14 protein-coding genes are annotated in these 14513 nt (G+C 64.2%); 11 read left to right on the top strand and 3 right to left on the bottom strand.

Features of this window, described 5'->3' with window-relative positions:
- Positions 1 to 43: 43 nt before the first annotated feature.
- A complete protein-coding gene (locus RFM68_RS06950) occupies positions 44 to 1489 on the bottom strand; it encodes an APC family permease (protein WP_320231969.1) in 1446 nt (481 codons plus the stop codon).
- Positions 1490 to 1666: 177 nt separating this feature from the next.
- Here RFM68_RS06950 and RFM68_RS06945 point away from each other — a divergent pair, with 177 nt between their 5' ends.
- The 4 genes from RFM68_RS06945 to RFM68_RS06930 are packed head-to-tail and all read left to right on the top strand — an operon-like array spanning position 1667 to position 5756.
- On the top strand, positions 1667 to 2431 hold the full coding sequence (locus RFM68_RS06945) for an IclR family transcriptional regulator (protein ID WP_320231968.1): 765 nt from the start codon (positions 1667 to 1669) through the stop codon (positions 2429 to 2431).
- Between the two features lie 29 nt (positions 2432 to 2460).
- The gene (locus RFM68_RS06940) at positions 2461 to 3711 is read left to right on the top strand and encodes a Tm-1-like ATP-binding domain-containing protein (RefSeq protein ID WP_320231967.1); all 1251 of its coding nucleotides are present in this window, start codon (positions 2461 to 2463) and stop codon (positions 3709 to 3711) included.
- Positions 3708 to 4373, top strand: a complete 666-nt coding sequence (locus RFM68_RS06935; RefSeq protein WP_320231966.1) for an HAD family hydrolase — start codon at positions 3708 to 3710, stop codon at positions 4371 to 4373. Before RFM68_RS06940 ends, RFM68_RS06935 begins: the two co-directional genes overlap by 4 nt.
- A gap of 24 nt (positions 4374 to 4397) precedes the next feature.
- Positions 4398 to 5756, top strand: a complete 1359-nt coding sequence (locus tag RFM68_RS06930) for an aminotransferase class III-fold pyridoxal phosphate-dependent enzyme (protein WP_320231965.1) — start codon at positions 4398 to 4400, stop codon at positions 5754 to 5756.
- A 40-nt stretch (positions 5757 to 5796) separates the two neighbouring features.
- Here RFM68_RS06930 and RFM68_RS06925 read toward each other — a convergent pair whose 3' ends face one another.
- Positions 5797 to 6669, bottom strand: coding sequence for a helix-turn-helix domain-containing protein (locus RFM68_RS06925; RefSeq protein ID WP_320231964.1), 873 nt, complete (start codon positions 6667 to 6669; stop codon positions 5797 to 5799).
- 94 nt (positions 6670 to 6763) lie between these two features.
- On the opposite strand from RFM68_RS06925, the gene RFM68_RS06920 reads away from it, so the two are divergent.
- A complete protein-coding gene (locus tag RFM68_RS06920; RefSeq protein ID WP_320232154.1) occupies positions 6764 to 8308 on the top strand; it encodes a 4-hydroxyphenylacetate 3-hydroxylase N-terminal domain-containing protein in 1545 nt (514 codons plus the stop codon).
- Positions 8309 to 8332: 24 nt separating this feature from the next.
- Positions 8333 to 8842, top strand: coding sequence for a flavin reductase (locus tag RFM68_RS06915; protein WP_320231963.1), 510 nt, complete (start codon positions 8333 to 8335; stop codon positions 8840 to 8842).
- 39 nt (positions 8843 to 8881) lie between these two features.
- On the opposite strand, the gene hpaR is transcribed toward RFM68_RS06915, so the two are convergent.
- Complete coding sequence (gene hpaR, locus RFM68_RS06910) at positions 8882 to 9286, bottom strand: homoprotocatechuate degradation operon regulator HpaR (RefSeq protein ID WP_320231962.1); 405 nt, start codon at positions 9284 to 9286, stop codon at positions 8882 to 8884.
- A gap of 217 nt (positions 9287 to 9503) precedes the next feature.
- Between hpaR and RFM68_RS06905 the strand changes: the two genes are divergently transcribed.
- The 5 genes from RFM68_RS06905 (at position 9504) to hpaH (ending at position 14357) form a co-directional block, all read left to right on the top strand.
- Complete coding sequence (locus RFM68_RS06905) at positions 9504 to 9890, top strand: 5-carboxymethyl-2-hydroxymuconate Delta-isomerase (RefSeq protein WP_320231961.1); 387 nt, start codon at positions 9504 to 9506, stop codon at positions 9888 to 9890.
- A 36-nt stretch (positions 9891 to 9926) separates the two neighbouring features.
- A complete protein-coding gene (gene hpaE, locus RFM68_RS06900; protein ID WP_320231960.1) occupies positions 9927 to 11444 on the top strand; it encodes a 5-carboxymethyl-2-hydroxymuconate semialdehyde dehydrogenase in 1518 nt (505 codons plus the stop codon).
- 12 nt (positions 11445 to 11456) lie between these two features.
- Positions 11457 to 12437: a 3,4-dihydroxyphenylacetate 2,3-dioxygenase gene (gene hpaD / locus RFM68_RS06895; RefSeq protein ID WP_320231959.1), complete on the top strand. Its 981-nt coding sequence runs from the start codon at positions 11457 to 11459 to the stop codon at positions 12435 to 12437.
- A 244-nt stretch (positions 12438 to 12681) separates the two neighbouring features.
- Positions 12682 to 13557 (top strand): fumarylacetoacetate hydrolase family protein, encoded by an 876-nt coding sequence (locus RFM68_RS06890; RefSeq protein WP_320231958.1) that lies wholly within the window; start codon positions 12682 to 12684, stop codon positions 13555 to 13557.
- Complete coding sequence (hpaH, locus tag RFM68_RS06885; RefSeq protein ID WP_320231957.1) at positions 13554 to 14357, top strand: 2-oxo-hept-4-ene-1,7-dioate hydratase; 804 nt, start codon at positions 13554 to 13556, stop codon at positions 14355 to 14357. Before RFM68_RS06890 ends, hpaH begins: the two co-directional genes overlap by 4 nt.
- Positions 14358 to 14513: the final 156 nt, after the last annotated feature.

The raw sequence follows: 14513 nt of genomic DNA, 5'->3' as shown, positions 1-14513 counted from the left end.
TAGGGCGTTAAGAAGGGGCGGCGAGGACGCCGCCCCTTGTCCATCAATCGTTCAGCGGCTGGCCGAGCCGTTCGAAGGCGGCGGGATCACGGCCCCTGAGGGCTGCCGCCAGCAGCAGGCCGACCATGGCCGCGATCAGCACCAGCGCCGGCAGGAACACGCCGAGGAAGCCGCCGGCCCCCGACAGGCTGCCGAAATTGATGACGATCAGATAGATGATAATGACGAAGGCGATGAAGGTCAGCGCCGGCAGGATTGTGGTCTTCAGCCCGTTCTCCTGGTTGGACGGATTGGCGCGAAAGTACATCACGACGGCGAGCGAGGCGACCGCCATCATGACAATGACGCCGAGCGTTGCGACGTTGGTAAGCCACGAGAACAGCGCCAGCACCGGGTCGAGGCCGAGCACCGCGAAGAGGCCGACGACAATCGCCGCAAGCACAGTCTGGATAACCGAGGCGACATGCGGGCTCTGATGCGCCGAATGCGTCACGCCGATCGACTGCGGCAAGAGCTGTTCACGGCCGGCGACGTAGATATAGCGGGCGACCGCGTTGTGGAAGGCCAGCACGCCGGCGAACAGGCTGGAGACGAAGAGGATGCTCATGGCGTGCGTGAGCAGCGTTCCGGCATAGTGATCCGACAGGCCGAACAGGAAGGTGGTCGGATCCTGCAAAGCTTGCAGCGATGGCAAGAGCTTGTCGACGCCAGCGCCGACCGCCATCAGCCAAGCGGTGACCATGTAGAAGACACCGATCAGGATGACGGAGAAATAGGTGGCGCGCGGAATGGTCACCTTGGGGTCGCGCGCTTCCTCGGCATAGATCGTCGTCGCCTCGAAGCCGATGAAGGCGGCAAAACAGAACAGGATGGCGATCGCCGGCGCGCCGCTGGTGATCTGGCTCCAGCTGAACGGTGCAGCCGACAGGCCGCTGTCGCCGCCGGTCTTGAGGATGGTGAGATCGAGGATCAACACGACGATGTATTCGGCAAGCACCAGCACGGTCAGGATCTTGGCCGACAGGTCGACCTGCCGGTAGCCGAGCACGGCGACGATGGCGATGGCGATGAAGCTCCACACCCACCAGGGCAGATTGATGCCCCAGCCGGCGAACAGGCCGGCGGTGGCCGCGCCCAGCAGGCCCATGACGCCGATCTGCATGGCATTGTAGGAGAGGATTGCGATCAGCGCGACGGCGCCGCCGGAGAGGCCGCCGAGGCCGCGCGCGGCATAGGCATAGAAGGCGCCGGCATTGCCGATATGACGCGACATGGCGACATAGCCAACCGCGAACAGAAGCAGCAACAGCGTCACGATCAGATAGGTGCCGGCAAAGCCGGCGCCGTTGCCCATCAGCATGCCAAGCGGCGTGCCGCCGGCGACAGCCGTGAGCGGTGCCGCGGCCGAAATCACCATGAAGGTGATGGCGCCGACGCCGAGGCTGTTCTTCCTTAGCCGGTTCGCTGAGCCGGCTTCAATGGTCGTCATTTTTCCCTCCATTCCGCGCTGCGGAAACCAAGTGCCCCTGAGATGCCGAGGGCCTTCTGGCGGGCCGGATGTCATTTCATTATTCGCAACGGCATTTCGATATTAGACTTGCAAAGGAATCGACTTGCTGTCAAGTTAATTCGCACGTTAAGTATCTGAAGGAGGAACTGGGACGAGATGAGCACGGTGGCAAAAGCCATTTCGCTGCTGGATATGCTGGGCCGCGGCGCGCCGGAGACGGCGCTTGCCGATCTCGCCAGGAGTGCCGGCTTCGACAAGGCGACGACGCGCCGGCTGCTGGTTTCGCTGATTGCGCAAGGCCTGGTCGAGCAGGACGATGCCACGCGCCTCTATCGGCTCGGCGCCGGGCTGACGCGGCTGGCGCTGATGCGCGAAACGCAGTTTCCGTTCCTGCGCATGGCGGTTCCGGTGGTCGAGGCGCTGGCCGCCGAGACCGGCGAGACGGTGCATCTTTCAGAGTATTCGAAGCGCGGGCTGATCTCCGTCCACGTCGTCGAATCGGCCAAGGCCAACCGGGTCAGCGTGCCGCTCGGCGAAGTGCTGCCGATGCATGCGACGGCGTCCGGCATCGCTTTCCTGGCCTTTACCGACGAGCGCATCCGCGAGGCCGTCCTGGCCGCACCGATGCCGGCCTTCACACGCTTCACCATCGGCGATGCAAACACTTTGGCCGAACATGTCGCCGCTGCCCGAGCAAGTGGCCATTCGACCGGCACGCAAGGCTTCGAGGAAGGCGTCATCAGCGTTGCCGCACCAATTCTCGGCGCCGACGGTTTCGCGATCGGCGCTATCGCGGTGGCGGCACCCCGGGTGCGTATCCAAAAGGGCGATATCGATCGCTTTGGCGGCAGCGTGATCGCCGCGGGCCGCGAGATTGGCGAGCGGCTTTTCGGCCGGCTGCCCGGCCGGAAGCGAGCATAACGACCAACAGGAAATGCAGGGAGATTGACGTGGAGGAGAAACGCCGAATCCTGGTTATCGGCACCGGCGACACCAAGGCCGACGAGCTTCTGTTCATGCGCGAGCGTATCGAGGCCGTCGGCGGCGTCGCCGTGATGATGGACGTCAGCGTGCTTGGCGATCCGCCCTATAGACCGGAGCACGACCGGCATGCTGTGGCTAAAGCCGCCGACACGACGATCGAGGCAATCATCGCCAGCGGCGACGAGAATACCGCCATGACGCTGATGGCGGTCGGCGCCTCGCGGCTTGCTCGCGCTCTGCACGACAAGGGCGAGATCGAGGGCTTCATTGCGCTGGGCGGCTCGATGGGGACCGATCTTGCGCTCGATGTGGCGCTCGCACTGCCGCTCGGCGTGCCGAAATTCGTCGTCTCGACGATCGCCTATTCGCATCTCGTGCCGCCGGAGCGCATCGCCACCGACCTGATGATGATCCTGTGGGCCGGTGGCCTCTATGGCTTGAACAGCGCCTGCAAGGCGGTGCTGTCGCAGGCCTGCGGCGCGGTGGTGGGCGCCGCGCGGGCTGTGGTGAAGCCCGACGAGTCCAGACCGCGCGTCGGCATGAGCTCGCTCGGCAAAAGCTGCCTGCACTATATGGTGACGCTGAAGCCGGAGCTGGAAAAGCGCGGCTATGAAGTCATCGTCTTCCACACCACGGGCATGGGCGGGCGCGCGCTGGAAGCGATCGCCGCGCAGAAGGGTTTCGTCGCGGTGCTCGATTTCAGCCTGCAGGAACTCGCCAACCAGCTCACCGGCTCGGTGGTGAATTCAGGCACCGACCGGCTGGAGAATGCCGGGCGGCAAGGCATCCCGCAGATCGTCGCGCCCGGCGCCATCGACATGGTGGATTTCCCGACCTGGCAATCGGTGCCGTCGCGTTTCACCGCGCGGCCCTATCACGCGCACAACCGCCTGCTTGCCTCGGTCACCTCCGACGGCGCGACACGCCGGGAGATCGCGCGTGCCATCGGAGAGAAGCTCGCCGCGGCGACCGGCCCGACCGCGTTCATTCTACCCGCAGGCGGCATCCAGCAATGGGACCAGGAAGGCGAGCCGCTCTACGAACCGGAAGCGCTCTCGGCCTTTGTCGAAGCGATGCGCGCCAACGTGCCGGAGAATGCCGAGCTGCATGAGATCGCCGGCCACATCAACGACGCCGCGTTCAGCGCCAAGGCGTTGGAGATCTTCGACCGCTGGGTTGCCGAGGGCATCGTGCCGGCCGGCAGGCGGGCGGCATGAGCAAGGCGAAGCCACAGGCGCTGGTGCTCGATTTCGGCGGGGTCGTCACCCGCACGCTGTTCGAGACGCATGCGCTGACCGAGCGCGCGCTCGGGCTCAAGTCCGGCACGCTCGACTGGCGCGGACCGTTCGATCCGGCCTCCGATGCGCTCTGGCGCTCGATGCAGGCCGACGAGATCAGCGAGCGCGACTATTGGAAGACACGCACGCGCGAAGTCGGCCATCTGGTCGGCGAGGACTGGCGGGATATGTCGACCTTGGTGCAGCGGGCGCGCGGCGCCGACCCGCAAGCGGTGGTGCGGCCCGAGGCCGAGCGGGCGATCCGCATCGCGCATGACGCCGGAGTCAGGCTCGCAATCCTCTCCAACGAACTCGACCTGTTCTACGGCAAATCCTTTCGCGAGCGGCTGCCGCTGCTTTCGCTGTTCGAGACGATCGTCGACGCGACCTACACCAAAATTCTGAAGCCCGACGCCCGCGCCTATGCGATGGTCGGCGAAGCGCTGCAGCTGCCGCTTTCGGCCTGCGTCTTCGTCGACGACCAGAAGCGCAATGTCGACGGCGCCATTGCCGCCGGCATGCCCGCCGTTCATTTCGACGTCGCCAGACCGGCGCAAAGCTATACCGAGGCGCTCGGTCCTTTCGGCCTGACGCTCTCCTAATCGGAAAAACCGGAGTCCCTCCCGATGCGTGACATCAACTTCCTTACCGAGAACAACGCCAAGCCGATCTGGCATCCGATGGCGCATCCGGCCGAAATGCGCACGACGCCGCCGAAGATCATCATGAAGGGAGAAGGCGTTTCGGTCACCGATGCCGACGGCCGCACCGTGCTCGACGCCGTCGGCGGGTTGTGGAACGTCAACCTCGGCTACAGCTGCGATCCGATCAAGAAGGCGATGGCCGCGCAGTTGGATGCCCTGCCCTATTATTCCGGCTTTCGCGGCACCTCGACCGGACCTTCGATCGAACTCGCTTATGAGCTCGCGGAATGGTTCGCGCCGGAAGGCATGGTGCGCGCCTTCTTCACCTCGGGCGGCTCCGATTCGGTCGAGACGGCGCTCAGGCTCGCGCGGCAATACTGGAAGATCCGTGGCCAGGGCGACCGCACGAAATTCCTGGCGCTGAAGAAGGGCTATCACGGCACGCATTTCGGCGGCGCCTCGGTCAACGGCAACGCCAATTTCCGAAGGAACTACGAGCCGCTGCTGCCCGGTGTCTTCCATACCCCGGCTCCGATGACCTATCGCAACCCGTTCGACGAGACCGATCCGGCGAAGCTTGCAAAGCTCTGCGCGCGGGCGATCGAGGAAGAGATCGCCTTCCAGGGTGCCGACACCATCGCCGCCTTCATCATGGAGCCGGTGCTCGGCGCCGGCGGCGTCATCGTTCCGCATGAAAGCTTCATGCCGATGGTGCGGGCGATCTGCGACCGCCACGACATCCTGTTGATCGCCGATGAAGTGGTGACCGGCTTCGGCCGCACCGGCGCCTGGTCAGGCTCGCGGCTCTCCGGAGTGAAGCCTGATTTCATGACCATGGCCAAGGCGATCACCTCGGGCTATTTCCCGCTGGGCGCGACGCTGATCGGTGCCAAGGTCGCCGATGTCTTCGAGGCCGACAAGACCAGCTTCGGCTCGATCGGCCACGGCTATACCTATTCGGGCCACCCCGTCGGTTGCGCGGCCGGGCTTGCGGCGCTTGCCGAGACCAGGCGGCTGGCCGTCAACGAGAATGCCGCCGCGCGCGGCGTCGATCTCGGCAAGGCGCTGGAGGCGCTGAAGGCCAAGCATCAGCTGGTCGGCGATGTCCGTTATCAGGGCCTGATGGCCGCGATCGAGCTGGTCTCGGATCGTGCCGCCAAAAAACCGGTCGACAAGAAGACGATGGCCGTCGTTGCCGATGGCGCCTATGGCGCGGGCGTCATGCTGCGCGTGTCCGGCAATACCGTCATCCTGTCGCCGCCGCTCATCATCACCACCGCCGACGTGGCGAAGATTGCCGAGGGGTTGGATGCGGGGTTGGCCGCTGCCGCGGCAGCTTAGCGAATAGGGAATAACGAATAGCGAGCGATTTCCCTACTCGCTATTCGCTACCCACTATTCGCTCCTTCCGCCACGCCGCCGGCGACAAGCCGACGGCCAGCCGAAAGAAGCGCGAGAAATAGGCAGGATCGTTGAAGCCGGTTTCGTAGGCGATATCCTCGACCGTGCGGATGGTGAAGAGCAGCAGGCGCTTGGCCTCGACCAGGCGCCTTTCACCGATCGCCTGGCGCACGCCGGAACCCAGCACCTGATGCGCCGCCTTGTCGAGCAGATGTCTGGTGGTACCGAGCTCCTCGACATAACGCTCGACAGGCCAGTCGTCGCGAAAATGGCAGTCGATAAGCCGCCTGAGCCGGCCTCCTAGAGCGACGGCTGCAGGCACCGTGACCGCATGCGATTGCACGTCGAGGCGGGCGATGTGCGACAATGCCACTGCGATCAGCGGCGGTAGGATTTTTTCCGCGCCGGCTTGAGCCTCGGCATATTCGGCCTGGATCATCCTGACCGTGTCGCCGAGCCTTTGCCAAAGCCCGGTATCACCCCGCGCGGTGATGAAAACCGGCTGGTCGAGCGGCAGCGCCGAATGCTCGGCGATCGCCGCGAGCGCCGCATCCGCGACCGAAACGACGATGGCGTCGGTACCCGGCTCGATGTCGAACCCATGCACCACGCCGCTCGGCATGAAGCTCACCGTCGGTACCGAAAAACTCCATCTCTTGTCCTCGACCCGATAGATACCCTGTCCGCTCGTCCAAAGGGTGATCTGCGCCATTTGCGGGTGTTTGTGCGCCATAACCTGGCCGCGATGCACGGAAGCACGGGCCTGCACGGTCTCGACATGCAAGAAACCGACGTCGAGCGCCCGCGCCGGCTCGCCGTAGACGAAGAATTCCGGGATGGCGGTCTGGCGCATGATATGCCGGAAAAAGTCCAAGCGGTTTTGTGCTTTCGTCCATAAACCATCAGGGCACGCCCCGCTACTCTCCACCAATCAAGGGAGGATCATGATGCGATCGGAAGAATTCCGGGCCGACAGTTCGCGGCCGTTCACGGGCGCCGAATATCTGGCAAGCCTGCGCGACGGGCGCGAGGTCTATATCAACGGCGAACGGGTGGCCGACGTCACCAGGCATCCGGGGATGCGCAATTCGGCGCGCTCGCTGGCGCGCCTCTACGACGCGCTACATGATCCGGCCCAGCAAGCGGTCCTGACCTCGCCCACCGACACCGGCTCGGGCGGCTACACACACAAATATTTCCGCGTCGCACGCTCGCCCGCAGAGCTTGCCGCGCAGCAAAGCGCGATCGCGCATTGGGCGCGCATGACCTATGGCTGGATGGGCCGCACCGCCGACTACAAGGCGGCGCTGATGAACACGCTCGGCGCCAATGCCGAATGGTACGGGCCGTTCAAGGACAATGCGCGCGCCTGGCACAAACGCGCCCAGGAAGCCGTCCTGTTCATGAACCATGCCATCGTTAATCCGCCGATCGACCGCCACAAGCCGGCCGAACAGGTGAAGGACGTGTTCGTGCACATCACCAAGGAGAACGACGCCGGCATCTGGGTGTCGGGCGCCAAGGTGGTGGCGACGTCGTCGGCGCTGACCCACTATAATTTCCTGGCGCAGAGTTCGGCGACGGTGACCGAAGACCCGTCGCTGTCGGTGATGTTTATCGTGCCGATGAACGCGCCGGGGGTAAAAATGTTCTGCCGCGTCTCCTATGAGCAGACGGCGAACACGGTCGGCCATCCCTTCGACTATCCGCTGTCGTCGCGCTTCGACGAGAACGACGCGATCCTGGTGCTCGACAACGTCTTCGTCCCCTGGGAGGACGTGCTGGTGCTGCGCGACGCACAGAAGATCCTGTCCTTCCACCCGGCGTCAGGCTTCATGCATGGCTACTGTTTTCAGGGCTGCACGCGCTTTGCCGTCAAACTCGACTTCCTCGCCGGCCTGCTTGCCAAGGCGCTGCGTGCGACTGGTGGCGACGCCTTCCGCGGCAACCAGGCAGCCCTCGGCGAAGTCATTGCGCTGCGCCACATGTTCTGGAGTTTTTCCAATGCGATGGCGTATAACCCGATCCCTTGGGCGAATGGCGCGGTGCTGCCCAATCTCGAGGCCGCGCTCGCCTACCGCACCTTCATGTCGGAGGCCTATCCGCGCGTCATCGACACGGTGCGGCGGGTGATCGCTTCGGGCCTGATCTACCTGCCTTCCTCGGCGCGCGATTTCGACAATCCGGAGATCGACCGCTACCTCGCGCAATATGTGCGCGGCTCCAACGACATGGGTCATGTCGAGCGCATCAAGATCATGAAGCTTTTGTGGGATGCGACCGGCACCGAATTCGGCGGTCGCCACGCGCTTTACGAGCTCAACTATGCCGGCGCGCCGGAAGAGGTGAGGCTGCAGGTGCTGAAGGGTGCGGAGCGCGGCGGTCGGCTGAAGCAGATGGAGGAACTGGTCGACCAATGCATGGCCGACTATGACGAAAAAGGCTGGACCGGCGACACCTGGCTGCCGCCGCTTGCCAGCCAGGCCAACTGACGGAGGCCGGCCATGGAGGCGGCCATGACCACACAAGTCGCGAGGCTGGAATTCCGCGAGGCCATGGCGCGGGTCTGCGCGCCGGTCAACATCATCACCACCGACGGTCCGGCCGGGCGCGGCGGCTTCACCGCAACCGCCATGTGCAGCGTTTCCGACGACCCGCCGACGCTGCTTGTGTGCATGAACGAGCGTTCGGCGCAGACCGGCATGTTCCTCGCCAACCGGCGCTTCTGCGTCAACGTGCTGACCCAGTCGCATATGCATCTGGCGGCAAAATTCGCCGGCACGATCCGCGACATGGCAGAGCGCTATAACGCGGCGCGCTGGCAGACCATGCCGTCCGGCATGCCGGCGCTGCTCGATGCGATCGTGAGCTTCGATTGCGAGATCGGCGCGGTGAACAAGGTCGGCACGCATAATGTGATGTTCGGCCGCGTCGTCGACATCCGCCACGGCAGCGACAAGGCTGCGCTGCTCTACGTCGGACGAAACTACATGCAGCCGAGCTCGCTGGGGAGTTTTGGCGGGTAAGGATCTTCCCTTCTCCCACAAGGGGAGAAGGGAAAGAATTCACTCCTCCGTCGACTCCGACTGGATCAGGCTCTCCAGCATATCCAACAGGCGCTCATGCTCCGCGGCGCCATAACGCCTCTCGATCGCGTCGTAGATGGCGGTGCGCTCGGGCGAAAGCTCCTCGATCAGCGCCACGCCGGCCGGGCTGATGGAAAGCAGCGCACGGCGGCCATCGTCCTTGACCTTGTTGCGGGTGATGAACTCGCGCTCTTCCATCGCCTTGATGATGCGGGTGAGGCTGGGCGGCAGGATCGAGGCGCGATTGGCTAGTTCGGTCGCCTCCAGCGGCCCGGTTTCGGCAAGCACGCGAAGCACGCGCCATTGCTGCTCGGTGATGTCGTGGCGGGCAAGCATCGGCCGGAAATGCGCCATGATCACTTCGCGGGCGCGAAGCAGAGCCATCGGCAGGGAGCGGCGGGTGCTCGGTGGTAGCAAAATCAGGTCTCCGAAAAATCCAATCCAGTACGACTCGCGGTAAATATCCCGGATCACCAGCTATATCCGTGATTTTGCCGAGACCGGCAATCCCACTGCCGGAAGCTGCGCCCGCATAGCGAACGACGCTTGACATTCGGCCGTCAAGATGTAATTCACACGTTAACTACAAGGTGGAGGACACTTGCCTCATATGTCGATCGAATATTCGGCGAATCTCGACCCAAAGGTCGATATGGGCGAGCTCTGCACGCTGGTTTCGCGCACCATCCTCGAAACCGGCCTGTTCGAACCTGGCGCGGTCAGAGTACGCGCCTTCCGCACCGAGGCCTATGCGATTGCCGACCGGCTACCCGAGAACGGCTTCATCGACATGAATTTCCGCATCGGCAAGGGCCGCAGCGCTGAGGAGAAGAAAAGCGCTGGTGAGGCAATCTTCGCAGCGGTCTCGGAGCATCTCGCATCGCTGTTCGCCACACCGCATTTCGCGCTCTCGCTGGAGATCCGCGAGATCGATGCGGAGCTCAGTTGGAAGAAGAACGCCATCCATCCGCGGCTCCGCGGCAAGTGACATGCGGGCGGCAAGCAAGCAACAGGAAAGACCACCATGGCGGCACTGGACGACAATCTGAGGAAGGCCGAAGCCTATCTCGAGCGCTTCCGCAAGGGCGGCGTGCTCAACCAGATCGGCGGCAAGGCCATGCCGGCAGCAGATGGCTCAACCTACGAGACGATCTCGCCGGTGGATTTGAAGCCGATCGCGACGGTTGCGCGCGGCAAGGCCGTCGACATCGACCGCGCCGCCAAGGCGGCCAAGGCTGCCTTCAAGGACTGGGCATCGATCTCCGGCGGTGCTCGCAAGAAGCTGCTGCACAAAATCGCCGACGCCATCGTCGCACGCGCGGAGGAGATCGCCTTCGTCGAATGCATGGACACCGGCCAGTCGCTGAAATTCATGGCCAAGGCGGCGCTGCGCGGCGCCGAGAATTTCCGCTTCTATGCCGACCGCGCACCGGAAGCTCGCGACGGCCGGTCGCTGAGGGCGCCCGGCCAGCTCAACATGACGACGCGCGTGCCGATCGGCCCGGTCGGCGTGATCACGCCCTGGAACACGCCCTTCATGCTGTCGACCTGGAAGATCGCACCGGCGTTAGCTGCCGGCTGCACGGTCGTTCACAAGCCGGCGGAGCTATCGCCACTGACCGCCAGGCTGCTGGTCGAGATCGCCGAGGAGGCCGGTCTGCCGAATGGTGTGTGGAACCTCGTCAACGGTTTTGGCGAGGATGCCGGGCGAGCGCTGACAGAGCATCCCGACATCAAGGCGATCGGCTTTGTCGGCGAAAGCCGCACCGGCTCGATGATCATGCGCCAAGGCGCTGAGACGCTGAAGCGCGTGCATTTCGAGCTCGGCGGCAAGAACCCGGTCATCGTCTTCGCCGACGCCGACCTGGAGCGGGCCGCGGACGCGGCCGTCTTCATGATCTATTCGCTGAACGGCGAGCGCTGCACCTCGTCCTCGCGCCTGTTGGTCGAGGCTTCCGTGCACGACAAGTTCACCGACCTGGTGGCGGAGAAGGCCAGGTGCATCAAAATAGGCCATCCGCTCGATCCGGACACCGTGGTCGGCCCGCTGATCCATCCGGTGCACGAAGAAAAAGTGCTCTCCTATATCGAGATCGGCAAATCGGAAGGCGCGGTCGTCGCCGCCGGCGGCGGCAAGTTTGCCGGTCCGGGCGGCGGCTGCTATGTCAGCCCGACGCTGTTCGTCGGCGCCACCAACAAGATGCGCATCGCCCAGGAGGAAATCTTCGGTCCGGTGCTGACCGCGATCCCGTTCAAGGACGAGGCCGAGGCCCTGGCGTTGGCCAACGACACGCAATACGGGCTCACCGGTTATCTCTGGACCTCGGACGTGACCCGCGCGCTGCGCTTCACCGACGCGCTCGATGCGGGCATGATCTGGGTCAACTCGGAGAATGTGCGCCACCTGACGACGCCGTTCGGCGGCATCAAGAGCTCGGGCATCGGCCGCGACGGCGGCGACTGGTCGTTCGACTTCTACATGGAAACCAAGAACATCGCGTTCGCCACGGCGCCGCATTCGATCCAGAAACTCGGCGGCTGACCGGAGACATCAATGGCCCTGCCCCAACCCAACCTTTACCCCGCCTTCAACATCGTTCGGCTCAGCCATGTCGAGCTTGCCGTCACCGACCTGGCAAAATCCCGCGCCTTCTATGTCGACACGCTCGGCCTGCAGGTGACCGACGAAACCAGCGGCACCATCTATCTGCGCGCCATGGAGGAACGCGGCCACCACTGCATCGTGCTGCGCAAGGCGGCGACGCCCGAAGCGCGCGATCTCGGCTTCAAGGTGTTTTCCGACGAGGACCTCGACAAGGCCGCGCATTTCTTTTCGGCCAAGGGCCTGCCATTGGAGTGGGTCGAGCGGCCCTACCAGTCGCGCACCTTCCGTACCCGCGACCCGCACGGCATTCCGCTCGAATTCTATTCGAAGATGGAGCGGCTGCCGCCGATCCACCAGAAATACGCTTTATACAAGGGCGTGAAGCCGCTGCGTATCGACCACTTCAACTGCTTCTCGCCGAATGTGGATGAATCGGTTGCCTTCTACAACGAGCTCGGCTTCCGCGTGACCGAATACACCGAGGACGCCGAGACCGGGAAGCTGTGGGCCGCCTGGACGCACCGCAAGGGCGGCGTGCATGACATCGCCTTCACCAACGGCCTCGGCCCGCGCCTGCACCACGTCGCCTTCTGGGTGCCGACGCCGCTCAACATCATTGACCTGCTCGACCTGATGGCGACCACCGGCTGGCTGCCGAATATCGAGCGCGGCCCCGGCCGGCATGGCATTTCCAATGCCTTCTTCCTCTATATCCGCGACCCCGACAATCATCGCATCGAGATCTATTGCTCGGACTACCAGACTGTCGATCCGGACCTCGAGCCGATCAAATGGGACCTCAAGGACCCGCAGCGCCAGACGCTGTGGGGCGCGCCGGCGCCGCGAAGCTGGTTCGAAGAAGGCAGCCTCTTTGCCGGGGTGACGCCGCGCCAGTCGGATCTGGCAGCCTCGCCGATCATCGCGCCTTGATAGGCTATTAGGAGATGTTCGCGTTCCTTCGCGCCCCCCTCTGTCCTGCCGGACATCTCCCCCTCAAGGGGGGAGATTGGATGTCACCTCCGCCTTCGCCAATTTTCACCGCTGCAAGAAAAGCGCCGGCCGCGAGTTCTGCTGATCTCCCCCCAAGAGGGGGAGATGTCCGGCAGGACAGAGGGGGGCGCCGTAGAGCTCGACGCTGGCGCTTAGCTAGCAGCGCCGACTGTGGAGTACCAGCATGAGCGCGGGACGTCTTGCCACCTTCACCGCCGGCGGCAAGACGCGCTACGGCGCGATCACCGAAAAAGGCGTCGTTGACCTTTCGGCGCGCCATCTCGAATGGCCGACGCTGCGCGAGGTGATCGAGGCCGGTGCGCTCGTGAAACTCGCCGAGGAGTCCGGAGGCCTCGCCGCCGACTTCCCGCTCGACGCCATCACCTACGAAATCCCTGTCCCCTCCCCGGAAAAAATCATCTGCGTCGGCGTCAACTATCCGGACCGCAACGAGGAGTACAAGGACGGGCAGACAGCGCCCTCCAACCCGTCGCTGTTCATCCGCTTCCCGCGCTCCTTCGTCGGCCATGGCGCACCCTTGGTGCGGCCGCCGGAATCGCCGCAGCTCGACTATGAGGGCGAGATCGTCATCGTCATCGGCAAGGGCGGCCGGCGCATCGCCGAAGCCGATGCGCTCGGCCATATCGCGGCACTGTCGCTGTGCAACGAAGGCACCATCCGCGACTGGGTGCGCCACGCCAAATTCAACGTCACGCAAGGCAAGAATTTCGACCGCACGGGTTCCATCGGTCCCTGGCTGGTGCCGTTCACCGATGAGGCGCAGATCGCCGATATTGCGCTGACCACGCGCGTCAACGGTGAAGTCCGCCAGCAGGACCGCACCGGCCGCATGATCTTTTCCTTCCGCAAGATCATCAACTACATCTCGACCTTCACCACGCTGGTGCCGGGCGACGTCATCGTCACTGGAACGCCGACCGGCGCCGGTGCCCGCTTCGACCCACCAATCTGGCTGGAGCCCGGCGATGTGATCAAGGTCGAGGCGGAAGGCATCGGGATGCTCCGCAACGGTGTCGTCGATGAAGGAACCGGCCGATGATAACGGAGTTGCAAGTCGAGGACGCCGCCCGCCGGCTGTTCGAAGCCGAGCGCGACCGCCGCCAGATCAGGCTGCTCAGCCTCGATTTTCCCGAAGCGACGATGGACGACGCCTATCGCGTGCAGGCCGCACTGGTGAAGAGAAAGGTCGCATCGGGGCTGGCGATCAAGGGCTGGAAGATCGGCCTGACCTCGAAGGCGATGCAGTCGGCGCTCAGCATCGACATTCCGGATTCCGGCATCCTGTTCGACGACATGTTCTTCGAGGATGGCGGCACGGTGCCGGCCGGCCGCTTCATCCAGCCGCGCATCGAGGCCGAGATCGCCTTCGTCATGAAGGCGCCGCTCGCCGGCCCGGACATTTCGATCGACGACGTGCTCGACGCCACCGATCACATCACGCCGGCGCTTGAAATCCTCGATACCCGCATCGAGCGGATGAACAAGGGGACCGGCAAAGTCAGAACCTTCTTCGATACGATCTCGGACAACGCCGCCAATGCCGGCATCGTCGTCGGCGGCCGCTCGGCCGGCCCGCGCGAGGCGGATCTGCGCTGGATCGGCGCGATCGTCTCGCGCAATGGCGAGGTCGAGGAGACGGGGCTTGGCGCCGGCGTGCTCGATCATCCGGCGAAAGGCATCGTCTGGCTCGCCAATCGGTTGCACCAATACGGCATGCGCATCGAGGCCGGCCAGATCGTGCTGTCGGGTTCCTTCATCCGGCCGGTCGAATGCCGGCATGGCGACCGGATCGTTTCGGATTTCGGCGCCTTTGGTGCGATCCGCATCGCCTTCGCCTGATCGGCGCATTTTTCGCAGCACATGAAAGAAAAAGGCCGGGCGCGAAAGCGGCCCGGCCAAGAATGAAGGTCATAACCTTCAGAGGGGAACACCGCCCGGCGCAATGGGAGGAAAACACCGAGCGATGACATCTATTTGGGGCTGCGGCGGTATATT

The sequence above is a fragment of the Mesorhizobium montanum genome (genome assembly GCF_033977145.1).
Classification (GTDB): domain Bacteria; phylum Pseudomonadota; class Alphaproteobacteria; order Rhizobiales; family Rhizobiaceae; genus Mesorhizobium; species Mesorhizobium montanum.
The sequence above is the reverse complement of the archived record's forward strand: the minus strand, read 5'-3'. Positions and strand labels throughout refer to the sequence as shown.